This is a genomic window from Bythopirellula superficialaquae (genome assembly GCF_059632245.1).
The window spans coordinates 1,597,168-1,623,072 of sequence record NZ_CP197426.1 but is presented as its reverse complement, the minus strand read 5'-3'; the positions used below and the strand labels follow the sequence as shown (position 1 = coordinate 1,623,072).

Here is a 25,905-nt window from a genome sequence, read left to right as displayed (position 1 = left end):
ACTCGAAGGTGCTATCGCCAAATTAAACTACTACTCGAGTGAGAAGACGTTTCGGGAAAAGTACGGCCACACTTACAAAGAACCTACAAACGAACACAAAGCACCGCGTGTTTCGCCTGCAAAGATACTTCACAACTTTAATGGTATATGCGGTTCAGGCTCGTGCTATGACCGAATCGCGAAACTTGCCTGCCGTTAAGCGAACAATCGTACGTGAGCCTGCTCTGGAGTATATTCAGACGGAAGGCACAACCGGCCGAAAGCTGGCGTTCCAACTGTGAGTGTTGCAACCGGGGTTCATGGACAAAGACAGCATGATCGGCATTCTCAATACTGGTATGTCTTAATCAGCTTCCGCTCGCGAAAGAAATGCGGCGACAAAGATTTGCGAATTAGGCGTTGCGTCGTGTTTATAGTCGTAGGCGACTCCATTTAGCGTCTTTAGAGCAGGCAAACCAATATGTGCGAGTTAAATCCGAGTAGCATGCCTTAATGTACTGCCCACGTTCACTGATAAGCAGGGCGTAGCTGTTCATCGCCGGCATCTAGCCATCTGAAATTGCTAGGCGCTTTGATAGGAACAAAAGTCCATTGGCTAGCCCTGAACTCAAATTCCACATTAGGTATTTCGAGACCCTGCGAAACCCCGTCGTCACTAGTTATGTGTGTGCAGCCAAGCACCAAACCGCTTATGCTTCCTGATGCAGCCTCACGAACTAGCAGCAGACATGCATTTGCAGTAATTGGACCAACAACGAGTTTGGTCGGTTGGCGGCTTGACTTGCAAATGATCTTGGCTTCCTCGCCAATATAGCTGAGGCCGCTCACGGCTTTCCGACTAAGGTCCCTAAAGGCTTTCATACCAAAGTTAGAAGAGTCAGAATTAGTGTGCCGCTTTTGCATCGGGTACAATACCGTGAGCATTGGTGTCTCACCCCGCCAGGTACACTCAATTTGTACGGCAGGTACTTTCTCTCCGCTAATATCGAACGAATGCCAGCCGCGGAGCGGGAACATGTGTCCATAGTGTTGGCGGTAGCAGACACTCTCGGGCGTGAAATTCAGGACCGCAATGTTCGGTCCATCGTGACTAGTTGTAATGATACGTTTGTCCTTGGCATTACTTTCCACTTCCTGCGGGGCATATCCGGAGGATTGCCTCTGATCTAATTCACGGTCAACACGGCTCTGTTTAACGGCAAAATGGTTTGATTCGGCACTTTCATTGATAGGAGGGAAGTTCCAAGTCTGAGTGAACTCGTTTCCGCCATCTACCTTGTCGATCACGATCCAGAGTTTCTCAGGTTTAATGAAGATGACCTGGCGGCGATGTTGAGCACGCAAACTACGGTGGCCTTCACGCTTCAGTCTGGCGTTGTAGGCTTCGATTTCCGCAACTTCGTCTCGACCAAAGTCGTTGATAAGGTCTTTCATTTTTGTATCGCTAATAGGTGGCTCCGATTCGTACCAGCCATCGTATACGCCCTCAGTTAAGTCAAAGAATTTGGAATGGTGAAAAAGATTCTCGCGGGGCGTTTGCCAGCCGGCAGTGGGGTGAGAGAGTTTGTCGAACGGTCCACTTTGGGCAAGGCCATCCACCGCGAGGCAATTTGCCTGGAATACATTTCCCAGGCTTTGCTCACCAAAGTAGTGGAAGTATTTCTTTTGGTGATCGGGAAGATAAGCGGGGCCATAAGCGGGCGAGCCACTGTCGACTAGGAGCCACGCTCCATACGCCGCGACCTGAATGCTGTTGTTGTCTTGATGGTTGTGGCCAACGCCGTCACGACTAGATCGCATAAAGAGATATAAATCGTCGCAGGCCCAGCCTGACCGCTGTGCATAGTATCCACCGTATGGCAGAGCTACCGAGGTGAAGGTGGGGGAGGGCGATTCTGGAATGATCTCCTTAGAGTCGGAGAGCAACGGACTAATCGCGGCTTCTAGCCCCTTAACTTCTCCATTTTTTAGCCATCCTTTTAGAATGGCTCGTGCACCTGGGTCCGTGGCTTGCTGGTTGCCGACTGCGGGGAACGTGCCAAACGGGGTCATCAACGAGGCATACATCAAACGCCGAGTATCAGCGCGACGATTTAGGTCAACCAACCACACAGGCCAGTTTGCCCGGTTCGGAAAAAAACGATTAAGTTTATCTCGGTAGACAAACAGCTGTTTGTTGTAATTCAGCGACGCTTCTAGATCTGTTCCGTCAGGCAAGACGGTGCCCATCGCGTTGCAGATACGGGAAATGCCTTCGGCCTGTAAAAAATCTGCGTCCTTTAGTTCGGGGAAGATGTGGCTGAATTCGACTATTGTCATGGCGTTGGCCCAAAGCTGGTTGGGAATAGCAGCGCGATCGTCCTGAAGCCCTGCAGCCAGTCGATCCACCACGGCCGAATATAGTGCATTAGCCAGAATACGTGGCGGGACTTCTCCTAAGGGAAAATCGTGCTTCAGCATCCAAGCAATACAAATAAAAGGTTTAAGTGGATCGCCGGCATCGAAGCCGATGAACGCATAAAAACTATCGCGGGGTTTCCCGAGCGAGCCTTTCTCAGCCTTTGTCAGACGGTTCCAGGCTGGTTTGGCATGGAGCGCAGTATCATTGACCATCCAAAAATAAGCATCGGCGTACTCGCGCTTGCTTGTCTTGGCATAGGCCCGGGCCAAGTGCTCATCAGCTATAAATCCCATCGGTGATGATATATCTGAGTCCGGGCCGGCCCACCGGATTGGTCGTTGTTCGTGATATATGCCCAACCATCGATCAGCTTGCTGTATGTCGACGTTACCACTCAACCAAGGTTCCAAATCACTGGTCTTTAAGCGCGCGCAGAAAAGATCGCGCAGTAAAGCTAAAGCGCTGGTATAGTCCTGCTGATCGTAAGCGATACGCACTGCTTGCAGGTTTCCGTGGTTCATATTGAGCAGTGGCATGAGGCGAGCACAAGCTGATGCATCAGAGTCCTCACGTACATCGAGAGTCTTGCTGGACTCGCTGAATGGAATGGTGTCTTTATTTGTGAGCGGCAATGTGGGCATGCGGACTAGAACTTCAGAGCTTGCAGCAGGATTGCTCGACGCGATGCGCAGGCCGATGTCACATTGGACGTGAAATGGGAAAGTGGGATGACGGACATCGGCATGGAATAGGCGGTCGATTACAAAGCCGCCACCTCGCAGGATCCGAAGTGGGCCTTGATCAGGACCGCGCGGATTGTCAGTTCCGACTCCGGCATAATCAATCGCATAGCGATCCCACACCCATTCCTCGACGTTGCCAGCCATGTCATAGAGGCCAAGCGCATTAGGATTTTTTGAGGCGACTGCAAGAGGCCCACCATCAATCTCTTCGGTACCCCAGACGTGGAACGCGGCATAGGCATGATTGATTGGGTCTGCTCGGGCATGATCTCCCCAATAGTAGTTCGTCAATGTGCCACCGCGATAGGCATATTCCCATTCGGCTTCTGTTGGCAGTCGATACCCATCAGCATCCCAATTGACATTTGCACTGACTAGTTCAGCACGGCCTTGCCGATAGATCGTTCGATGCTCGGGATCCATGTAATACGCAGGAGTCGTACGGCAAATTTCCGACAGCGCGTTACACCATTTCACAGCGTCAAACCAAGTGATATTTTGCGCGGGTAGATCACCTTGTCCGATTCCCTCCTCAAAATCGTAGCCGTTCTTTTCGGCCCAATCTTTAACACCTTTGAACTGCGACCACGTGACTTCCGTTGCTAAGAGGCTGAAAGCGTCGACCCGAACGGGCTTGCCGTCGGACCGCTGGAAGGAACCGGGAGGGAGCGAGATCATCGAAGTCTGAAATTCCGATTTTGGAGACTGCGCAACAGCGCAGGCGGCCATTAGCAACCAGCCGAATAGGATTTTTAAGAAAAGCATAATCTACTCTAAGTATATTTTACCCGCTCCTCTTCTCGGATCGAATGACTAACTAACTGTCATTCGACACAAACGAATCTCACCGTCGTCCGAAGATGATCATGTTCTGCTTAGAGAAGTATCAGATTGCGTTGAGAAGATAGGCGTATGGTCAAAAACACTGCACATAGATAACTCTTCCCTATGAGCAATCAATACCCTCATCCTGACTACCTTTCCGTTCATTCAAGACTAGTTGAATGGTCGAACTACAGACATTTTTCGCCAATAGTCCTGCAATGTCTCCATCGATAAAACACCCCCTCCCATGCCACTCTTGTGTACGCCGCCGTATGGTACACCAAATGGAAAGAGATTGTGGGCGTTGATCCATGCATTACCGGCGCATAGAGCCTCAGCCACGCGATTAGCCCGAATCTTGTCATTCGTCCAAACGCTGTTGGCTAATCCATAGTCTGTATGATTTGCCATGTTGATCGCTTCGCCTTCGTCGTCGAAGGCCGCCAAATACGCGACGGGACCAAAGATTTCCTCTTGAGCGGCAACATTGTCGAGCGAACCGGCCAACAACGCTGGCTTGACATAATACCCATCTTGGTTTTCGACATCGGCCCTACCTCCCTCGAGTACCAACTCAGCGCCCTGTTGCTGGCCCTTATGCAAATAATCCAAGACTCGTTGCCGCTGCTTGGCATTGACGACAGGGCCCATCTGGGAAGTGTCGTGAAGTTGGTAGCCGATCTTGACTTTTGTAAGCTGTTGTATGCATTCGTTCACAAACTGGTCAAAGACCTTTCGATGTACGAGCCAACGCGTGGCATCGCAACAGACTTGGCCTGTATGAAAAGTAATCGCTGCGGCCAGTTTAGTCGCGGTTTCCTGAACATTTACATCATCAAAAACCACTGCGGCACCTTTGCCACCTAGCTCCAACTTGATGGGCACCAGATTGCGACCGCACGCTTCAGCTACTATCCGCCCCACTTCGGGTGAACCAGTAAAAGACATCCGGCGCAATCTCGGATGGCTCGCTAGTGCAAGGCCGGTCTTCGCGCCCGTTCCTGTAACGACGTTTATAACACCGTCGGGGATACCCACTTTTTGAGCCAACTGCGCAATGTAAAGCGTGCTTAGAGGTGAATCCTCGGCTGGCTTCACCACGACCGTGTTTCCGGCCGCTAATGCGGGCGCGATTCCCCACCCCAATAATAAGATGGGGAAATTCCAAGGAAAAATAAATCCACAAACACCCCAGGGATGCCGAACGGTCCACGCTTCATAGCTTTGAATCGGCAAAGTAGTTCTGACTTCTGCCTGGAGGGCTAAATCAGCAAAGTATCGGAGGGTGTCTGCAAAATTTTGCACGTCGCCACAAGCCTGAGAATAAATTTTTCCCGCATCGAGAGATTCAATCTGCCCGATAATTGGCAGCTCCTGCTCGACAGCTTCCGCCAAACGATACAACAGCGCACAGCGGGCGCGACAAGTCAGTCCAGACCAAGCAGGACTTCGAAACGCAGTAGTTGCTGACTCAACCGCGTGATCGACATCATGAGCCGACATTTCATGGACTTCAGCGATCTGCTGCCCGTTACCAGGGTCCAATGTGGAAGTTGTACTACCAGTCGATGACGTCACTTGCCGGCCACCGATGAATGCCTTGAATGGCGACTGTGAGAGAAAGGCTTTGACCTCAGGTAGCAATTGATCTGGAGCAGATACGGCGGTCGACATGGAAATCCCTTCAAATAATAATAGGAGTGACTGTTGGTTCGAAGCACCCGCTGAGGTCGCCCTTCAGATAAAGACTTCTCCAGCTATAAAATCTTTAGTCAAGCTTAAGCCTCCTTTATCGTAACTCAAAATAAGGTCAATAAAGAAAGTTCAACCGCTCTTTGTCTCGTGTCGACCATACTCAAAAGAAAGATGTAACCAACCCATTCTCGCAAGTGCGTTTTGGCTTCTTGTATGCGGCAGTTGCTATACGATTGTGACGTCAATTTTATCGACCCCATTCCATTCATAGCCTTGAGGATTCCAAAAGATCGACCCGTCCAGAGGCTGACTTCGACCAAGTGCATCAATTGCCCGCGACCAAATCAAATAGCGGCCAGGCTCAAGACGTGGTTCCATTTCAAAAGTCGACCATGCATAGGGGCTTGTGGCGAGTTTCAAATTGGCACGGCGCCAAGTGAGACCGCAGTCCCATGAGATTAGTACAGAGTCAATCGGTGCCTTGCCGTCGTTGAACGCCACGCCTTGAATTTTTATCTTACCGGACGGAATATTACCTCCTGTCTTCGGAGAAAAGATAACACTCTTGATCTTCATATCCCAATTCGATCGGCTGTTGGCAGTTGTGTATTTGAACTTCGTGCCAGGTAGGATAGGTGAAAGGGGCAGCCGATATTGAGGAAGCTGGTAAGAGTTTCGCGTTTCGATGGCCTCAAAGTGGAGACTTTGCAACCATTTGACGTGCATCGTGCCATAGACACCCGGCGTTACCAATCGAATAGGACCTCCATGCACTGACGGCAGAGACTGACCATTGAGCCGGAGTGCAAGGAATGATCGCGCGAGAACGTCGTCGATCGGTAAGCTATGTGCGAAGTCATCTTTACCTGGGATGCAATGATCGGCTCCCTCGGCCGTGACAAAACGGGCCTGTGGATTAATTTCAACTTTATACTTGTTAAGTACCTCTTGTAGTCGGACCCCACCAAAGCGGACATTTCCCATGCCGCCATTTCCCCAAGGTGTACCAGGAATCGGCGCTGTCTCCGAGTATCGAGTTCGGCTGTTACCGGAGCACTGGAGAACCATTTCGTGCTCAACTTGTTCAAGCTTACTCAACTCACTTGCATCCAGAGAGATTCCTCGATTTACCAACCCGGTAATCGCGATGCTCCATCCACATAGCGGGCGAGCATTCAGGTCCGCCATTCCCTGTGGCTGCTGGCAATTACGGACAAACAGTCGGTCCACCGGCGTGATGGGATGCTCGGCCAGCAACACCAACGGGGTTTCCAACACGACCGGCGTTAGTTCCCGTACAATCAGCCTTTGGTCCTTTCCCGTGACGATGGCTGAAGCATTGGTGTTCGGAATCTCCGAGAGTGGTTTGCCCAAAGTGTCAAAGGGAGTCCAGGCGAATCCTAGAGCCGCTAAGGATTGGATAAATTGACGACGCTGTATCACTAGAGGACGTAATTGGCTGTGAATGTTGATGCTGGTCATCGTTTATTGTACTTCAGATTTTCGTGTTGATTCACTGGGAATCGAAGGTCTCGAGTCTAACGCAAACCACTAACTTACCACTCGCACCCGGTTTGCAGATCGCAATCCGGTTTTGTGAGTCGCCATTGAATAGTTCTAGAGAATCTAGGCGAACCGTACAGCCTACCGGAATTTCAATTTTGGCTGTGCCACGTCTACCGGTGATTTGGATATATGTCTTTTCGACTTTCACTGGCAGCTTAGTCTGCCAATAGAATTCAACGCCATCGCCGCGATTTAACGCATATCGATCCGTGATCTGCAGTTCGTTGGGGTGTGCAGATTCCCAGGTGCGTTCCCAACGGGTGTAGTAGGTTTCCCACCCGGGGGCCGCATCGATTGAAGCCGTAAATCGTTCGCCATCGCCGTAACCACTCGGTTTCACATCGTAAGGCAACGGATTCTTCGGTGCGGGTCTTTCGGCAATGCCAGTGGGCACAAGCATGTTATGTCGTTGGCAGTATTTGTATTGTAGAGACAGAGGATGTCCGTACTCGCAGATACCTGGATCCATTGCAAAAGTATCGCCTGCGAACTCAAGAACGAAGCTGCCTTTATCCTCGTGGGCATGCCCTACCTTGGCTTGGTTTCCCGGGACGAGCAATTTAACTGACTCGCCTCCAATTGTTCGTGTCGAAGCGAGCGCTCCCATCGTCGGCAGATGGACAAATTCCTTGGCGGGCGGGCAATCAGGCGGGATCTCGTCGCGTAGCTTCATTGCCATCAAACTACTGGGTCGATAATCTCGGCGATCCATGAATTTATGGTAGACTTTCACCCAGTAGCTCTTCGGGAGTACGGCGGCCAGGAAGGATATCGATTCGTCTTCCACAAGGTTGGGCTCGCCATCGCAGATGGGAATTAAGTCGTGTTGATCGTCAGTTGAAGCAAGTAATTCAGCGAGATTTCCGAGGCATTTAATTCGCTCGGGAACTACATCCAGAAATTCCTTATCCCTTGCTTGAGAAAAATATTCTACGGACCGCCCCACGTCTTTCGAGACTTGGGTCAAGTATCGTGGTCCCTCCGCAAAGCTCCCATCGGTGCCAAAAATGTTATTGATATTTTCAAGTAAATCTTGATACGCCAAATCGGTATACGGCTTAGCTCGTGGCCATTCACGCTCCATCACCAAATAGCCTGAGAGACGGCCAGGGGTAAACCAGGACAGTTGGTTGCAGTCGAAGACGTACTCGTGCTTCCAAGTAGTATAATTGATGGTGCTCATGCCATCTTCTGCTAATCGACGGAGCAGAAGCTCTCGACCTGCATCCGTAAACATTTCACCTGCCAAATCCAAAATGATTGCCACTTGGCGGGCACACAGGGCAGACGTAAAGCAACGGTGATCAAACAGTCCACCTGGCATTCGGCAAAGCGCTGAGTCCTGCCACTCGTCACACATTGCCAGTGACATCGCATAGCGGGCCGCGAGTCGCAACAGCTCTTTATCTTGCAGGATAAGTCCTGCAATAGCAGCGTCGGAACCCAAGTCGATGTTTTTGCCAACTAGTATTTTGTCGTAATCGCGATTGCGGGCATAACTTGAATTACGCCCATAATTAACGTATTCGCCTATTTGTTTTTCTGGTACGATCGCGGCCGCCCGTTTTGCAGCTATTGTCAAAAAGGACTGGCCTTCGACGGCGAGCAGAGCTTGGTGTTTTTTACGAAGTGCTGGAAGCTCTGATTTTCGGATCACAATTCCATATTTGGGTGAAAATACTGGTTGGTACTCCTCCTCTTGAAGATAGCCAGTCCACTGGGAATCGAAACGGTTCCATTGGTCTATGTGTCGGCTTAGCAATTCAGAATTTTGCAATCCGATCCAATTCAGCCAACCGACTCCAAGACCTTCCCGAGTCGGCTCAAGCTCAAGTGTGATATCGCGTATCTCCTCTGCCTGAGCTAAATCAACTGCATATTCCTCTTTCTTGCCTTCCGCGATTCCCGATTCAAACTGGATTTCACCATTGTCGGTTTCGATGAAAATACGCACCACAGTACCTTCTGGAACAACTGCGGAAAGCAAAAGCTTGTTGTACCCTGTGCACTGAATATTCAAGCCTCGGCTCATCCGAAGCACTGGACCATTAACCGGTTTGCGAGCCCATTCAAAGTTCACCCAACACCAAAATTGTTCAATTCTCAGACCCTCCAATCTTCGTGGTTCAACTTGCCACTGCGAAATGCCTGAAAGTTGAGGATCAAAAAAAGGCTCAATGATGGCCTCGGCCATATTTATTGGAGTCGGGGGTGTAACTTGCTTAACTTCGGCGGATTCGGCAGAAGGCCAACTTCCGTACAAAAGCACGTATAGCACAAGGAAGATAACGCACTTACAAAATGTATGCGGGATCTTCTCCTTGGCCCAAGCGATAACAATCGCCGTCAATTCTGAAATGATTGTTTTTGCACTAGAGTAGGCGACCATGTTTTCGCTCGAACATGCCAAAATCAGATTCACAAACTTATTTGATTGAAAATTTTAGAATTCTTCATGAGACTGCAGTTCGTTCCATATCGCAGCGAACCACATGGAAGCTGCTCGTTTCTGCCCAAGCTCTGTGAAATGTCGACGCGAATTGACATCACCCCGATTCTCGCCCCCCAAAATGTCTGTGTCAGGCCCTGGACGAAATCCAGGGCTTTTGCATAACAATTCAATGGCAGATCGAATGGCCGCCTCTTGCTGAGGTTCGCTATAAACGGTGGGATGAAGAGTAGATTTGGCAAGTAGCCAGGTCGCGTCGTTTTTCCAACGCTCATTCAGCACTTTATTGATTTGAGTGAGATTCTCGACGTACTGGTCTGTAGTGGTTCTTTCCAGAACATCTGACTCGCCTTGTTGCCAAAGTACAAAACGAAATCGTTCGACCTTTTTTCCTGCCGCATCTAATCTCTCAAACAAGGGGGTCCCTGGTAACCACTGCTGGGATGAAGTTCCGCTGGCCGCTACATTCACAAAACCGACCGGCACACGCAGAATAGGCAATAGTAGGTCGCCAACTGGCGGCCAAATCGTGCCACCGTCGCCTACGTGCGGGAAAGGATCATTAGCAACTTGCCACGTTTCATTACGCCAATCGAAACAGACAATTCTTTCCTGCGGATCGGAAATTTTGAGGTGTGCATCGCTCTCGCCCGCTGCATAGGACTGACCAGCAACAACAAACACCTCTCCAACGCCAATTGGTTCGACCGTGCCAGTTGCAACCGCCTCGCCATTCGCAGTAGCTCGGATTACCAGTCGATACCAGCCTCCCGCCGCAACTCGTGCGGTTGCCTCCCACTCGGCACCTAATCGATCAATAGCAAGAGGCCGCCATTCCTGCGATCTGCCGAAGGCGTTCGGCAAGCACTCCACACGATACTCCCATGCAAGTTGTGCCGACGGTAGTGAATCGCATCGAAAATGCAGTCGGACATTCGCAAAACCCAGGTCGGGTCCGTTCGGGTTGTGTTCATGCGCAGTCGCGGGTCGAAATCCTTGTCGTTGGATCACAGCATACGGAGTTGGGCTCAATAGATGTATCTCTTGGGCCGTGAGTCGCTGCCAAGATGGACTTCCCAGACCGATATGCACAGCCAACACACTCGTTAGCAAAATTGAAAGGTATTGCGGGTATTGGCTTTGAGTCATCATCGAACAGATAAATATCGCACTAGGGAATGCTGCTGGAGGTGGGTGCGGGGTTGCATACGGCGATTTGTTCGAACAACCGTCTGCACATGGAAGGCCCTACATCCTTATAGATTGTAATAAAGATCACGGCGAATAAGCGGCCGTCATAGCGCCGACATAGCAAAGTTCGCAAAGTTTCTCCTGTTGTTCGGAATATGGAACTTGATTCGTACAAATGGAAGCGTCCAAAATAACTAAGGTACTGGAGGGATGCATACGCAATTTTTCCAGCCTTCTTTTCTCATGTCTAAAGAATCTCGCAGGCGGAAGGAGTCATGGATCGAAACGAGCACTCCAAGATTATGACTTTCGATACAAGCAAGTGCGAGACGATTTTACAACTCGGTGGCATTCGTACAGGATCTATAGATTATCCCAATCCGAACGGAGGGCAGTCTTGTCGGGTAGCGCATGTCAATACGGGAGGCGGTCTCAGTTTTGTCGTAGCACTCGACCGAGGCGGTGATATCGTCGATGCGACTTATAAGGGGATAAACCTGGCTTTTCTTACACAGAATGGGTACAAGCCACCCAATCATGCATATCATCGCGAATACGAATGGCTCAGTGGATGGCCCGGAGGTTTGTTGACCACGGGTGGTCCGGAATACATAGGTGAGCCTCGGGTAGAAGACGGCACGCATGTTCCGCTACACGGGCGATTCTCAAACACTCCAGCATCAGTCGAAGCAGTAATCAACCCAGATTCACGCACCAAGACTCTCGAAATGTCAATTGCAATGACGATTCGAGACACGCGAATGTTCGAGCCAAACATTGAGGTTCGTCGACAGATTACATGTCGGCTAGGTGATTCGGCGATTCATATCGTTGATGAGGTAATCAATACAGGAAATCGACCCTGTTCGAACGCCTTACTCTACCACGTGACACTCGGGTATCCACTGGTTGATAGTGGCTGCCAATTGATCTGCGGCGGTCGCAGCGAAGGCTATTTTCAGTTTGCATCAGCCAAGTCGACTGATGACTTTGCCCAACTCAAGACCATTCCTTACCGCCGAGAAGAATTGTTTGGTGATTATGATGCCAGAGGGGGCATGTTCATCGCAACACCTCCTGCCGATCAGGACGGGCTCGCCCATGTGGGCATTATTAATAATGCAAAGAATATCGGACTAGAGCTGGCCTACCCCATTTCGGAACTTCCACGCGTCGGCAATTGGCAATATTTTGGCGAGGGCGGCAGCTATTTGGCTGCGTTTGAACCTTTTAGCGGCTCAATTTTTGGTAAAGCCCGCGATGATCATCCCGCAGCGCACTTGACTCTCTATCCGGGTGAAAGCCGCACTTATCATCTGTCTCTACGGGTCCGGGAGGGTCAAGAAGAGCTACAAGGCATGCAGTCGCTGGATGGACTGCTCACAGGTGGTGAAAGTTGAAGTAATTATACTCAGTCGATCAGAATGCAGGACTTGCTGGAATGTCAAAATACGTGGTCATCGCTTTCATCGCGGCTCTCAGCCTCGAAAGCTCTGTCAATGGGGACATCTATGTGTCGCCGAAGGGCAAAGATACAAATCCGGGCACTGAAGCAAGACCCGTTGCAAGCTTAAATCAGGCCCGCGATTTAGTCCGTCGCCAGCGGCAAGAGAGCAAACTCCCGCTATCCAGCAATGTACAGGTTTGGATTGAGCAGGGTGACTACGAATTGCAAGAGCCCTTTATCTTGAGTGCCCAAGACAGTCACACTACTTACCAAGCAAGACCTGAGGCGAAAGTCAACGTCCGAGGCGGCCGCCAGATTGCAGCCGAGAGTTTTCAGAGAGTGACCGATCAAGCTGTCTTGCAACGGCTTGAAGGTAGTCCTGCTCGGGAGAACGTCGTGCAAGCTAACTTACGAGAGCTTGGGATTACTGATTACGGCGCGCTACGGCGATACGGCCATATGCTCCCAGTTGTATGCGCTCCATTAGAGCTGTTTGTCAATCAGGAGGCTTGGCAGCTTGCGAGATATCCGAATGTAGGCGACATTGAGTTACGCCGAATTATCGACCCTGGCTCCGTTCCCCGAATCGGGGACTACAGTGAGCGGGGCGGGACTTTTGAATACACTGACCCGCGACATGCACGCTGGACGAGCGTCGACGATGTGTGGATACAAGGAACTCTCAACAATGGATATGCCGACGACAATATTCCAATTGAGTTGATAGATAGCGAACAACGACAAGTAAAGCTTGCCGGTGAGCATATGTACGGACTGGCAGGTGACGCCTCCTATCGAAAATATTTTGTCTATAACGTCCTTGAAGAACTTGATGCGCCAGGCGAATGGTACCTTGATCGTGAAACTGGGATACTGTATCTGTGGCCCCAAGAGGATCTGGAGAAGGCTACGATTTTGGTGTCCTTGCTGGAAGAGCCCATCGTTTGTTTAGAGAACGCGTCAGAAGTCACAGTCGACGGGTTAACCTTCGAAGCAGGGCGTGGCATAGGAGTTTATATTGAAGGCGGCAAGCGCAATACGATCCGAAACTGCATGGTGAGAAATGTCGGGACCACCGGCATCTTGATGGGGGTGGGCGCTAAACAGACATTTCCTCACATCACCCACGACGATTACGTCGGGCAACCTGTATCGCGACAGGTTGGCAGTCTACAGTCGCACTTGTACGATTGCCCCACTTGGGATCGAAATGCCGGGCTTGAACACCAAATCATCAATTGTGTCGTTTACAACACCGGCGCGGGCGGGATTTACTTGAGTGGCGGTAGCAAGCAATCGCTCACCGCTGGTCGATCGAAGGTCTCCAACAGCTTGATCTACAATTACAATCGTCGTAACAAGTTTCTGTGCTCAGGTATCAACGTAGATGGTTGCGGTAATGAAGTTTCTCACTGTGAAGTTTCCAATTCTGACTTTCAGGGAATCTATGTTCGCGGCAACGACCACTTGTTTGAGTATAACTATTTCCATGATCTTGCGATGGACTCGGACGATACGTCGGCGTGGTACATAGGTCGCGATCCGAGCGATCGTGGCAACGTAATCCGCTACAATTATTTTGAGAATATTGGCCGCCGAGATCGCATGGTAATGGGCATTTATCTTGACGACGGTGCCTGTGGCGTTGAAGTATTTGGCAATGTGTTCTATCGAACTGCTAGCCGCAGCACTGTACACAGCAACAGCGGGCACGATGTCAAGATAATTAACAACATCTTCATTGAGAGCTTAGGGCCTGCGGTCGAACTCAATTCCATTTGGTACGCCATTACTGACGAGCACCGTGCGAATTTCTTTGGAGTACCGCCCGGATCGCCAGTTGATTCTACAGGGGATCAGCCACCAAACGCTATGTTCGATCCCGCTCATACAGGTTTGTTTGAACGTCGCCTTCTGCAGTTAGTTGACATTCGCAAGCCCCCGTACAGTATTCGCTATCCAGAACTTGCAGATTACATGGAATATCTGCAAGACGGTAAAACCAGAGTGGGCCAGCGGCCACGTGGCAATTTGATGGCGAAGAACGTGATCTATCGATGTGCCGACGTACTGAAGCTCCGCGCTCCCTATGCCGAGGTAGAGCAGCGCGACAACTTTGTTACGGAACGTGACCCAGGATTCGTTAATGCAGAGAAGCGAGACTTTTCACTTCGCAAAGACGCGACCGTCTTTAAGGTTATTGATGATTTTAAACCCATCCCCTTCGATCGAATCGGCAGGCAAGCTTCGGTTTCCGATTGAAGAACAAATAAGTGCCGAAAGTTATAGTTGCTCACAGTTTGAGCTTTTAGGTCTGCGAGCACGCAACAACCATCTTTGCAGCAGGAACGCATTTATGTCTGAGAATGTTTTGCGAGAAGATCAAATCGAGTCCTATTACCGCGAGGGGTATGTCGTCGTACCAGAACTTGTGCCCAACGACGTAGTTCAATCGGTTCGCGAATCAGCTGATTTATTTGCTGTCGAGGCGGGAGGTGCCTGGACGCCGCAAATGTTCGATTTCACAAGTCCTGACCGTGAGCCGATGCTGCACCGCTGTTTGGTCGAGCCTCGTGTGGTCACAGCAGTTGAACAGCTGTTTGAAAATAAGCCCGCGATATTCTTTGGTATGTTGGCGGTTGTTCCGGCCCAGGGTGGCAAAGGTCTCGAGTGGCACCAAGATAACCAGTACACGCATTTGTTGGGAAGAGCGCTAAATGTTTTTATTGCGCTTTGCAACATTACTCCCGAAAAGGCTATTCTCTGGGTTGCACCCCGCAGCCATTTGCTTGGCGTACAACCGGCTGAGATCGTCGATGGGCACCGCCGGGCAGCCGCTCCGCCTAACGGCCAGCCGTTGCCGACACTTCAAGCTGGCGATGCCTGTATTTTTGACCGTAACACGATGCACTGCTCCTTTACAAATAACACTGATGAACCGCGTTATGCCTATGCGGCCCAGTACGCCGAGCGATCAGTACGTGAAGCTTCCACCGGGCGTCGCCCCGATCGACTACTCGAAGTTCAGAAATTGTCAGAGCGATGGGCTGCCAAGAATTTAGAGTGTGCGGGAACAAGCTGAACACTCAATTCAGCTTTCAGATGTGCTTCCCTACTTTCCTTCTAGAGTCGGAACTTGACTTCCTAAGTCGCTTTGTCGAGCGTAATCTAAGAGCCACTCCCGATCCGTCTCTTCGTGACGTCGCACAACGCTGCTGGCACGGGATCAAGGTCGCCACATCGCACGAGTACCATCACTAAAGCGAACAGAGGCAGACTTTATGCGAACTCTGCTGACAGTTGTGCTATGCGACTGTTACAGTCTCAATTGCGAGGCCGAGAACCGATCTATGTGATGGACCATGGTACAGCGGGATAAAGGTGATCTGGTGTGGCGACTATGCAGAGAATTTTCGAGACTTATCACGCAATCTCTGGTCCCCAAGTTAATAGCATCGTGGCGCGTTGCCAGCTACTTATGATTGCTAATATGCACACCGATGAAGCATTGTTTGCACACGAATTCATTCGCATGTATGGGACGGGGCACAGTACTTCCACGCCACTGAGATCGGCTAACGTTTTAGTCCCACCGCTCGTGCAAACTGGTGCGATATCTCTCCACCACGATGTAATTTTCCAGACGTTTCTACTGAAATTGATACTTGCCCAGCAATTATCTACGCCTGCATGCCAAGATAAAAAATCTTTGACCAGAGGTAATATTTATGTCAACTTCTGAAATTCTTGCTACGGTCGTAGGGTCATATCCGGTGCCGGAATGGCTGGTTGCACTACCTTCTCAACAAGCATTAATCGACGCTACACGAGTTGTGTTTAAGACTCAGGAAGTGGCGGGTATTGATGTTGTGGCAGACGGAGAGCTGTACCGGTGGGATGTGAATCACCCCGATACTAATGGAATGATTGACTACTTCGTAAGGCCGATGGCCGGTGTCAGACAACATCTCACTCGAACAGAAATAAAGGAGTTTCACAAGATCCCCGGCATGAGCTTTCGTAGTGAACCAGCAGGTGTCATCGTGGGCGATATTGGCGAAGGGACAATGAATATACCGCGTGACTATCTACGTGCTCGAGATCTGACGAAGGCCCCACTCAAGTTTACGTTAACTGGTCCACACATGCTCAGTAAGACTTTGTTTGACAAGCACTACGGTTCGCATTCCGAGGTAGCGGTCGCGATTGCGCAAACGCTTGCCAAGCAGGTTGCCGATATTAACCCCGACGTGCTGCAAATTGACGAAGCCAATATTACTGGTAGCCCGCAGGAAGGGGAATGGGCAGCCGATGCCATCAATATCGTGCTGGACGCCGCGAGCCAAGCTGCGAAAAAAGGCGTACATATCTGCTTTGGCAACTATGGTGGCCAGTCAATCCAGCGAGGTACTTGGAAGCAATTGATCGGTTTCATGAATCGTTTGCATTGCGACCATGTCTTGCTGGAGTTTGCTTTTTGCGGGTACGCCGAGTTGCCGCACTTTAAGTCAGAACTCGACGAGCGGATTGGACTTGGTATTGGCGTGATCGATGTCAAAGTCAACACTGTTGAGACTCCCGAAGTAGTGGCCAAGCGAATCGACGATGCGACCAAGCTTTTGGGCCCTGGTCGCGTCAAATGGGTCCACCCCGATTGCGGATTTTGGATGAATAAGCGCAGTGTTGCAGACCGTAAGATGGTTAACTTGGTTCGTGGCCGAGATTTATTCCTGGGTCGCTGAATGCGGTTTCTTGAGACGCAGATATATGGTCATCGCCGTCAAGCAAGTTGAGTTGCGTCAAGTCCGCGTCCGTACACGTTTTCCCTTTCAGTATGGAATTGCCACGCTTACGGAAGTACCGTATTTAATTGTGTTGATCGAGGCTGAAATCAATGGCCAATATTCATGTGGCTATTCCGCAGATATTCTTCCGCCGAAGTGGTTTACGAAACAGCCTGACGAATCTTTTGCCGAGGAACTGGGCGCCATGCTTTTGGTGATTCGACGAGCTGCGGCCTTGGCAGTCGAAATTGGCCAACAGACAAGTGTTTATAGTTGGTGGCGTGAATTGCTCGCTCGGCAGCTCAGCGACGTTGCAATACAGGCCTTGGTGCCGCTGCTCAAGACATTTGGAGTATCCTTGCTTGAGCGGGCTGTGATTGATGCGAGTTGTCGCAGGTATGCAACAACATTTCACGCCGCGCTGCAATCGAACCTATTTGAGATTTGTTTGTCCGAGTTTAATCCCGAGTTTGGCAAATTGTCGCCGCATGATTTGCTCGACTCCGAACCGGTTTCTCGCATTGCGGTGAGGCACACCGTGGGATTGGGCGATCCGCTGACGATTGCCGATATTGCCGAAGAAATTCAAAGGAAGGATGATTTGCCGCTCGCCTTGGACGAATGCATCCGAAGTTATGGATTACAGTATTTCAAGATTAAACTTCCGATTGATGTGGCAGTCGCTCGCGAAAGACTGATTTTAATATCACATATCCTTGAGAAATACTGCCCCAGCGGGCAGTTCACGTTGGATGGTAACGAATTCTTTCAGTGCCCCGAAGAGTTTTTTGAGTACTGGGCAGAGTTGAACTCTGATCGCCTAATTCGCCGTTTCCTTGAGCGAGGGCTATTATTAATTGAACAGCCGATTCATCGTCAATCCGCACTTTCCTCTCAGATCGACCAGAATCTTGCCGGCTGGCTTGGACGACCGCCAATCATTATCGATGAGTCAGATTCAGAGATCGGAAGTTTCGCGCAAGCGTTACGATTAGGCTACGATGGCACGAGTCATAAAAACTGCAAAGGTGTCTTCAAGGGTATAGCCAATGCTTGTTTGGTACGTTGGTACAATTACCAGCATCCACCGCGGCGGCGGCTGATGACAGGAGAAGACTTAATGAATATTGGCCCGATTGCATTAATGCAGGATTTAGCAGTCGGGGCGTCGCTTGGGTTTACCCACATGGAACGCAACGGACACCACTACGTCGCTGGGCTGGAGCCATTTCCAGCTTCCGTGCGAGAACAGGTTGGCCAGGTCCACGGGGATCTTTATACAACTAGGATCGACGACACAGGCGAGAGCTGGCCAAGAGTCGCGATTCTAAATGGTCAAATGTGTGTTAATTCGATCAATCGAGCTCCGTTTGGCAGTTTAATAAAAATTGTTCCTGAGGACTTCGAATTGGTTTCGAGCAATTAACCAAATGCTTGGCCGATTTAATTGATTTAACTTTCGTTGTGTAGGAATCATTCACGTGTCACAACAAGATAAGATATCTGGAATTTTCACGCCTAATGTGGTTCCTCTTGATAGCAAGGGTGAGATTCATGAGGCTGAACTCCGCCGATACGTCGATTGGCTGATCCTTCAAGGTGTCCACGGACTCTACCCAAACGGTTCGACGGGGGAGTTTACACGCTTTACTGTGGAGGAACGTCGCCGTATCGTCCAAATTATTTGCCATCAGGTGGCTGGACGTGTGCCAGTCTTAGCAGGTGCCGCTGAAGCGAATGTCCGAGAGACCGTGCGAGCATGCGAACTCTACGCCGAGTACGGCGCTCGTGCCGTTGCGATTGTCTCGCCCATCTACTATAGGCTGAGCCCCTCTGCTGTTTTTGAATATTTTCATGAGATCGCACGAAATTCTCCCATTGATGTCACGCTCTACAATATTCCGATGTTTGCCAGTCCGATAGACGTTCATACGGTTCGAAGGCTGGCCGAGTGCGAACGGATTGTGGGGATCAAGGACTCATCCGGTGATGCAGCATTCCTATTGCGGCTGATGGCAGTGCTCAAACACTCGCGCCCTGATTTCTCGTTTTTAGTCGGCTGGGAGCCGATACTACTGCCCATGCTACTTATGGGAGTCGACGGTGCGACACTGGCAACGAGTGGAGTGGTTCCCGAAGTCACCCGGAGGCTCTACGATTTAGCAAGGAGCGGTCAAATCACAACAGCCAAGGAACTACAGTTAAATGTGATTGGACTATTCGACGCTATGTTGTCTGACTCAGATTTTCCGCTGGGGTTTCGCCAAGCAGTAAGCCTTCGGGGATTTGAACTCGGTCACACACGCCAGCCAGTCGGGACACCAAGCGATGTGGGATCATTACGGATCCGAGAGGAAATTGAGCGCTGTCTCACGGGAATGGCTGTCGATTGAGGCGAGTGTAAGTATCTCATAGTAGATTTAGATGGATTGAGGCTCATCCCTATGCACAAATTCAAGCGAGTGGCACTGGTTTTTCCCGTGTTCAATCCGCACTTGGATCCAATGACTCAGGGAATCCTCAAGTACGCGCGCGAGCGGAACGAGTGGAGATTCGCCTATAGTCCAGATGGTCCAGCAGTGAGCCTGAAGTGTGTTCAACGCTGGCGCGGCGATGGTGTGATCGCATTCATTGGTACTAAGGAAGAGGTCAAAATTGCCAAGTCGCTCAAGATGCCGGTCGTGAACCTTTCCGCGTCACAGTTTGGAACAGAATTGGCGACCGTCTCGAGTGATAACTATAGAATTGGCTGCATTGCCGCCGAACACTTACTAGAGCGAAAGTTTCGCAGCTTTGGTTATTATGGAATGCGCGATGTGTGGTACTCGAATGAGCGTTGCCGAGGCTTTATCGAGACCGTAGAAAGTTCAGGTGGAATGTGCACGACATGTTTAGATACCGTGTATTATGAGGGCCTTACCAAGATTGGCCAGTTAGAACACGAAGAGGTTCGTAACTGGCTTCGCAACATTGAGTTGCCTGTGGGAATTTTAGCGGTTCATGATTATCGAGCACGCCTCATCATGGAGATATGTAAAGAGCTTGGTTTACAGATACCGAACGATGTAGCTGTGATTGGTATTAATAATGACCCCACCGCGTGTTTGTTTGCTAGTCCGTCATTGAGCAGCGTAGCACACGATGGTATCCGTGTAGGAATGGAGGCGGCGGCTTTACTCGATCGCCTGATGGCAGATCCCGCGTCACCGCGTCCCGTCCTGCAAGTTCCTCCCCTGAACGTCGTCTGCCGCGAATCCACAGACACGTTGGCTGTCGAGGAAGAAACACTCCGTAAAGCCCTGGACCTGATCAAGGAAATGTATCAAGAAGCCATCGGTATCGAGCAAATCGCAGCCAAGATGAGCGTCTCACGCCGTTGGCTTGAAAAGTTGTTTAAAGTACATCTCCATAGTACCCCCCACGAGTATCTTTCCGAGATCCGTGTGAATGCGGCCATGAAGTTATTGGCCGCTAAGCCACCAATCAAGCTGAGCGATATTGCGCAACGATGTGGTTTCTATGATGTCCGCAGGTTGAACAAAGTGTTTAAACGTGCTACTGGTCTCACTCCACGAGAGTATGTTAAAAAACTTAGTGAGCGAACTAAAGCCCATTAGCGATTGAAACTTTAAATTTCTTGTCCACAGGGGATCCGATAACTTTGCCACTAGTGACAGGGCCATTTTCATTATCATTGGAGTATGACATGGTAACAACGCTCGAAGGTACCTCTCTGCGAACGCAATTCGAATTGGATGGCTATTTGGTAATGCCAGGGTTCTTCTCGGAGTCAGAGCTAAAGAATCTCCTGATGCTTTTTGATCGGCTGGAAGCAGAGTTTAGGGAAAAAGAAGTGCCCCAGTCGTTTCGCCTGGAACGTTACGGATGCGGATCATTAGGTGCTACGCTCAACGATGACCCGATCGCGCAGAAAATGGCAAATCATCCTCGCTTGCAAGAAATCACCGAAGCAGTGATTGGCCCCGATTATCGTATGGGATCAATCGGCTCTTGGATCACAAAAAAAGGATATGGGCAAGGCTGGCATCAAGATTCGTTTACCGATGAGCCAGGTCAGTTTGTCGTCAATCGTTTGATCTACGGGCGGGAAGTGACTCAGCAGGGCGGGCCGCTGTACGTTGTGCCGGGTTCACATCGGATGGGCGACATTCCCCCCGGTGGCAATCAAGAATCGATTCCTGGTGAAGTCGCATTAACGGTCGTTCCTGGCACTCTCGCTCTCCTTCACTCACGGTGTTACCACAAAGTAGCGATCAATCAGTCGGAACGGCCCCGCATTCAGTTGAACACTCGCGTGCTTCCCGCCTCTGCGAAGGACGATATGACTTACCGGGCAATTTATCGCACCGGACGCTGGGATTTCAGGGAAGGCAAGGAGTGGTAGCTGGTGTTGAGAAAACGAAAGTTGAACGAGTTCACCACCTAAGTTAACTTGGTAAATTATGCTACGAATGTGACAGTGGAAAAGCCAAAGCTAGGTAAACTACTTCAAGTTCATTTGAATTTGGATTCGACTAGGACGCGTCGGGTTCTGCGAATTCTCTGATTCTGGATCAACTTCAGTTTGGCTACGGAGAAGTGAATCTTTTTTTGGAGTTGAACATTGCCTCACTACAAGTTTTTCAACAAGCGAAGTCACCTCCGCTTGGTTACTGTTGCGGCTATAAGTTTGCTCTTATTCGTCGCCGATGAATTGCATGCCAGGACTATCGCGCGCTGCGATCAAGGTTGGTTGGAGGAGGTGGACGATTACCTCGTCTTGCATCTCAAGGGTACTCATTATGAGATGGGATATCAGCATGGCACTTTGATGAAAGTTCATGTTCGGGAGAATATGTCTCACATGATGAAACTCATGAAGGACAAGCTCATCTACGAATGGGGCCCTCTTCGATTCACTCTCTACTCAACAATTCGAGGGATAGTCGAATTTCAACGAAAGCATACTCCAGAAAAATATAAGCAAGAACTCGCAGGACTGGCTAAAGGCGCTGGGTTGAATATCCAAGATCTTGAAGTGGGAAACTTTATCCCAGAGTTGATGCATTGCAGCGGGTTCGCAGTGATGAATTCTGCGACCACCGACGGTAAATTGTATCATGGACGGGTGCTCGACTATGCCACCGACTGGCGGTTGCAGGAACATGCTGTCCTGATAGTGGCCGAGCCCACAGGGGGCATACCTTTTGTGAACATTTCCTATGCAGGATTTATCGGTTCAGTAACAGGAATGAACTCTCATCATGTCTCGATTGGAGAGATGGGGGGGCAGGGCTTGGGGCATTGGGACGGCATGCCAATGGCCCTCCTCGTACGCGAAGTCTTGGAAACCGCTGATAACTTAGAAAGTGCGATTGACGTCTTTCGGAATAACCCCAGAACCTGTGAGTATTACTATGTGATAAGCGACGGCAATTCGAACCGTGCCGTTGGCATGGAGGCGTCATGGAATCGATTCGAACTCGTCTGGCCGGGAGAGACGAATGAAAAATTACCTTTGTCCGTCGAGGATTGTGTTCTCCTCTCACAGGGCGATCGCTATCGTGAGCTTGCTCGTCAAACACAAGCCCACCATGGGAAACTCGACGCCAAGGGTGCAATGAGTCTTATGAATCGCCCCGTGGCAATGGATACGAACCTCCACAATGTTCTGTTTGAAACTTCCACCACACGCCTCTGGGTAGCAAATGCAGCTTCCGATGGCGCACCTGCGGCTGAGCAAAAGTATCACAAGTTCTGTCTCAAAAGCTTGCTCGAAAAAGTTCCAGATTCCAAGGTTTTGATCGAACCTTGCTGTCAGTAATTGGCCAAAATGATTACTTTTTTCTAGGTGTGTTTTCAGAAATTCCTTATCACTCTTCAGGTAGGCCTGCACGTGTTGAGTCGGGCATGCAATATCCTTGAGTCATTATCCATGCTCTTTGACAACGGTAGGGGCGCCCTAGTTCCAGAGATTTGCAAACTAGGCGTCACTGAGCAGAATTTATCGCGGGAAGCAGTGTTTTTCTGGGACTTAGTGTCGCGGCACCTGGGGCTACTAGAAGTAGAGTGAAGCAAGCTCTAGTCGCTGGAGACCGAATTGGAAAGTTCTAAAGCCCGATCGTTGAAACAATCTGGTGAAGTGGCTACAGGCCACGAGCCCGATTCAGCTAGGTGCATCCCCATGACGGCAATTCGATGCGAGATACTGGCTATGCTACCTAGCACCGATGGACGCCTTTTTTAGCCGTATAACCACGGTCGATAACGCAACGACACGACTCATTCGCGAGATCCAATTTCCACAGTCTTATTAGTGAAATCACTTAGCGAGTTGAGATCAAAACTAATTCTACCCTCTCTGATTTTACCCGCGACAACCGTTTGATTTGAACAATGCAGTCTGAAATATGCATTCCAGCGCTCGGGCCATGCACCGAATAGAATAATTTTATCGCTCGTCTCTTGCAGGATCATTCTCTGCAAAGCAATCATCGCGAGCGATGGTTGATCTTGATCTGGCACCCAATTGCAGTTAGGTCCAAGAAACCCAGGAAATCGATATTCGTCGGGCGTATCGAAGTGGCCTATTCCTACCGCATTCTCGATAGTGAAATTCGTATGTACAATTTTTGCCGCTTCATCAACGAGGCCGAGATGGGCGGCGAGAACGCTAGGAGGAAACCAACCGCCCGTTCTTTTTTCGATCCTCTTTTCGTAGGTTTGACGAGCAAGTTCTAGGCGATCATACCCTAGACCGAACTGTCGGTATGGGAAAATTGCATAGAGTTCCGGATTCTCCCAATTATGTCGCTCTTCATCATTTAAAACTTCTGCAGGTGAGATTATCTCAACCCCATCTATACTTCGTGTTGGAATATCAGGAATAGCTTTCTGGACCTGCTTCCAAAAGGATCTGTCTTTATTCGTAACGTAAGATTCATCCACTGCCAATAATGCTTGAATGACACAGTTTAGTCCAGCTATTTCCGGAGTTGGGTTGACTACGTTCCAGTAGGTTTCCAGCGATTGAGCCGGTGACATATAAAGTTTTCCGTTATCGTCTTTCTGAAAGTGCTCCCAGTACCCAAGCAATACTTCGTTTGCAAAAGGTATTGCAACTGATTGCAGAAATTCACGATCAGAAGTAGCCGTTGCGTAGGCAAGCATCATGGTGACAACTTCCAGTCCACTCTGATAGTAAAACGTGCTGTGAGATAGTTCGCTCTTTGGTTTTTCAGAGAAATTCGGCCCGTACCACGGATTAAACTCAGGAAAAAGCGCCCCATTGTGCTGGAAATGCAAACGCGTCCTGGCCTTGGCAAGAGGCAGCATTTTGAAATACATTTCGAACAGCGGCTTCATCAAATCGAAATCGCCTGAAGCGAGCATCGACCAGTAAATCAATCGCGTGTTTTGCCAAAAATACAGCGGTCCCCAAAGACGGAAATCTGCCTCTAAACCAGGAGACAGTTTATACTCTGGGAATTCCTTAAGTACTGGCATCGTAAAGAGTGAGCCGTTGAATAGGATGGGCTGTTTGCCACGGCCCGCACAAGCGTTCATGAACCTCTGGAGATTGTATCCCTGGCTCACCCTCTCAGCCTCTTCATCGCCGTCTAGAAATATCCACGACCGTGACCAGAATTTTTCCCACCAATTGCGATGCGCTTCACGCCGCTGTGCCCATTCTTGTGAACTCACGTTGACACTGATGCTCTGGATAGCACTTTCCCATTTCTCCAATGTGTCAGTTTGATCAGTATGCACACAGATGCAGAATCGATTCTTTTTCGAGGGTTTCATAGACGTCAGTGTCATGAAATCCGTCTTCTCCAAGTTCTCCCCTTGGAGAAGTCCACCAAAGGTGCGGCGGAGAAGAGGGTCCTGCAGCTTGGGTAAATTCAAGTCGGGATGCAATGTGGCGTGTTTATCATAGTCCCAATAGCTGACTTCATTCCTGTGGCACCAGAGCAATTCGTGCTTACCAGTATCCAACACCTTGTCAGCGTCAATAATCGGTGTTCCACCTAAGGTTGTGTGTGTTTCAATATCAGTTAATTCACGCCTTTCCGTACGCCATACCTCCGCTTGTACTTGCATTTGAACCGATTTTTCGGAGTTCGATTCAAACATGATCACCGGGCTATGGGCATCGATCCACAGTCTCGCCGAGACCTTCTCGCCGGGCTTGCCAGTAACTACTGTGATTTCGCCCTGGCGCAGTTTAAGTTCCTGCTGGAATGGCTGACCTGTAGCGATTGGGTTCGGATCGAATCGCACTCGGACTCGGCCAATCTTGAGTAGTGCCCCTCCTTCGCTCCAAGCATCATTCTTACTGATGTAGAAAACAAACTCACCATTTGGCTGAACCCAGAAATTGATTCCTACATCGCCATTACCAAGCGGCATCGATCCCCAAGCATTTTCGCTTGGGCTCAACCATCTGACATTGCAATCCTCAAGCATCTCAAGTGCCCGCAACTGAAAATCATCTCCAATCGCAGTCCGGCAAAGAAGTAATTGGATGACAATCGCGCTCAAAGATTTTTTCAACATAAAAACGACCTCACCTGAGAAAGGAAATTTACTCTAAAAGCCGTCGCTATTGTGCTAAACATAGACAAGATGACAGAACTCCATATCAATCGCTCGCCATCGACCTTCCAGAGTGGAGGAATGCGTGTGGGAAATGGGCTCGCCATGAAATTGAGACTAAGACGCATAATAGTAGATGGGTGGATATGACGGCAGCAAATCAGAACGCAGTTCGCAAAAGTGCGCCATCCGTTCGTAGATGATGC

General features: G+C 49.9%; 15 protein-coding genes. 9 read left to right on the top strand and 6 right to left on the bottom strand.

The genetic code is table 11. The annotated features are described in order from the left end of the window. Positions 1 to 507 precede the first annotated feature (507 nt). The 5 genes from SH678x_RS06650 to SH678x_RS06630 form a co-directional block, all read right to left on the bottom strand. Complete coding sequence (locus tag SH678x_RS06650) at positions 508 to 3,909, bottom strand: SUMF1/EgtB/PvdO family nonheme iron enzyme (RefSeq protein ID WP_496922106.1); 3,402 nt, start codon at positions 3,907 to 3,909, stop codon at positions 508 to 510. A 231-nt stretch (positions 3,910 to 4,140) separates the two neighbouring features. After that, on the bottom strand, positions 4,141 to 5,643 hold the full coding sequence (locus tag SH678x_RS06645) for an aldehyde dehydrogenase family protein (protein ID WP_496922105.1): 1,503 nt from the start codon (positions 5,641 to 5,643) through the stop codon (positions 4,141 to 4,143). A 246-nt stretch (positions 5,644 to 5,889) separates the two neighbouring features. Beyond that, a complete protein-coding gene (locus SH678x_RS06640) occupies positions 5,890 to 6,924 on the bottom strand; it encodes a molybdopterin-dependent oxidoreductase (RefSeq protein ID WP_496922104.1) in 1,035 nt (344 codons plus the stop codon). A gap of 253 nt (positions 6,925 to 7,177) precedes the next feature. After that, on the bottom strand, positions 7,178 to 9,652 hold the full coding sequence (locus tag SH678x_RS06635; protein WP_496922103.1) for a heparinase II/III domain-containing protein: 2,475 nt from the start codon (positions 9,650 to 9,652) through the stop codon (positions 7,178 to 7,180). A gap of 21 nt (positions 9,653 to 9,673) precedes the next feature. Next, positions 9,674 to 10,363: a sialate O-acetylesterase gene (locus SH678x_RS06630; RefSeq protein WP_496922102.1), complete on the bottom strand. Its 690-nt coding sequence runs from the start codon at positions 10,361 to 10,363 to the stop codon at positions 9,674 to 9,676. A 782-nt stretch (positions 10,364 to 11,145) separates the two neighbouring features. Between SH678x_RS06630 and SH678x_RS06625 the strand changes: the two genes are divergently transcribed. The 9 genes from SH678x_RS06625 to SH678x_RS06585 all read left to right on the top strand — a co-directional run bounded on the left by SH678x_RS06625 (position 11,146) and on the right by SH678x_RS06585 (position 22,925). Further along, positions 11,146 to 12,270 carry a DUF4432 family protein gene (locus SH678x_RS06625; protein ID WP_496922101.1) on the top strand — a complete coding sequence of 375 codons (1,125 nt, stop codon included), beginning with the start codon at positions 11,146 to 11,148 and terminating at the stop codon, positions 12,268 to 12,270. A gap of 41 nt (positions 12,271 to 12,311) precedes the next feature. Further along, positions 12,312 to 14,579, top strand: coding sequence for a right-handed parallel beta-helix repeat-containing protein (locus SH678x_RS06620; RefSeq protein ID WP_496922100.1), 2,268 nt, complete (start codon positions 12,312 to 12,314; stop codon positions 14,577 to 14,579). Between the two features lie 94 nt (positions 14,580 to 14,673). Then, positions 14,674 to 15,399, top strand: a complete 726-nt coding sequence (locus SH678x_RS06615) for a phytanoyl-CoA dioxygenase family protein (RefSeq protein WP_496922099.1) — start codon at positions 14,674 to 14,676, stop codon at positions 15,397 to 15,399. A gap of 646 nt (positions 15,400 to 16,045) precedes the next feature. Next, entirely contained in the window at positions 16,046 to 17,059 is a 1,014-nt protein-coding gene (locus SH678x_RS06610; RefSeq protein WP_496922098.1) for a uroporphyrinogen decarboxylase/cobalamine-independent methonine synthase family protein, read from the top strand. 370 nt (positions 17,060 to 17,429) lie between these two features. Beyond that, complete coding sequence (locus SH678x_RS06605) at positions 17,430 to 18,527, top strand: enolase-like domain-containing protein (protein WP_496922097.1); 1,098 nt, start codon at positions 17,430 to 17,432, stop codon at positions 18,525 to 18,527. A 55-nt stretch (positions 18,528 to 18,582) separates the two neighbouring features. Further along, positions 18,583 to 19,494: a dihydrodipicolinate synthase family protein gene (locus SH678x_RS06600; RefSeq protein ID WP_496922096.1), complete on the top strand. Its 912-nt coding sequence runs from the start codon at positions 18,583 to 18,585 to the stop codon at positions 19,492 to 19,494. A gap of 51 nt (positions 19,495 to 19,545) precedes the next feature. Continuing rightward, positions 19,546 to 20,718, top strand: a complete 1,173-nt coding sequence (locus SH678x_RS06595; RefSeq protein WP_496922095.1) for a DNA-binding transcriptional regulator — start codon at positions 19,546 to 19,548, stop codon at positions 20,716 to 20,718. Positions 20,719 to 20,807: 89 nt separating this feature from the next. Continuing rightward, a complete protein-coding gene (locus SH678x_RS06590; RefSeq protein WP_496922094.1) occupies positions 20,808 to 21,506 on the top strand; it encodes a phytanoyl-CoA dioxygenase family protein in 699 nt (232 codons plus the stop codon). Between the two features lie 219 nt (positions 21,507 to 21,725). Next, positions 21,726 to 22,925 carry a C45 family autoproteolytic acyltransferase/hydrolase gene (locus tag SH678x_RS06585; RefSeq protein ID WP_496922093.1) on the top strand — a complete coding sequence of 400 codons (1,200 nt, stop codon included), beginning with the start codon at positions 21,726 to 21,728 and terminating at the stop codon, positions 22,923 to 22,925. A 458-nt stretch (positions 22,926 to 23,383) separates the two neighbouring features. Here the strand turns inward: SH678x_RS06585 and SH678x_RS06580 are convergent, their stop codons facing one another. Next, entirely contained in the window at positions 23,384 to 25,660 is a 2,277-nt protein-coding gene (locus SH678x_RS06580) for a DUF5703 domain-containing protein (protein ID WP_496922092.1), read from the bottom strand. Positions 25,661 to 25,905: the final 245 nt, after the last annotated feature.

Excerpts from the sequence above, each read along its gene's own strand:
- SH678x_RS06650 (WP_496922106.1), bottom strand. The coding sequence starts at position 3,909 with ATGCTTTTCTTAAAAATCCTATTCGGCTGGTTGCTAATGGCCGCCTGC.
- SH678x_RS06645 (WP_496922105.1), bottom strand. The coding sequence starts at position 5,643 with ATGTCGACCGCCGTATCTGCTCCAGATCAATTGCTACCTGAGGTCAAA.
- SH678x_RS06625 (WP_496922101.1), top strand. The coding sequence starts at position 11,146 with ATGGATCGAAACGAGCACTCCAAGATTATGACTTTCGATACAAGCAAG.
- SH678x_RS06620 (WP_496922100.1), top strand. The coding sequence starts at position 12,312 with ATGTCAAAATACGTGGTCATCGCTTTCATCGCGGCTCTCAGCCTCGAA.
- SH678x_RS06615 (WP_496922099.1), top strand. The coding sequence starts at position 14,674 with ATGTCTGAGAATGTTTTGCGAGAAGATCAAATCGAGTCCTATTACCGC.
- SH678x_RS06610 (WP_496922098.1), top strand. The coding sequence starts at position 16,046 with ATGTCAACTTCTGAAATTCTTGCTACGGTCGTAGGGTCATATCCGGTG.
- SH678x_RS06595 (WP_496922095.1), top strand. The coding sequence starts at position 19,546 with ATGCACAAATTCAAGCGAGTGGCACTGGTTTTTCCCGTGTTCAATCCG.
- SH678x_RS06590 (WP_496922094.1), top strand. The coding sequence starts at position 20,808 with ATGGTAACAACGCTCGAAGGTACCTCTCTGCGAACGCAATTCGAATTG.
- SH678x_RS06580 (WP_496922092.1), bottom strand. The coding sequence starts at position 25,660 with ATGTTGAAAAAATCTTTGAGCGCGATTGTCATCCAATTACTTCTTTGC.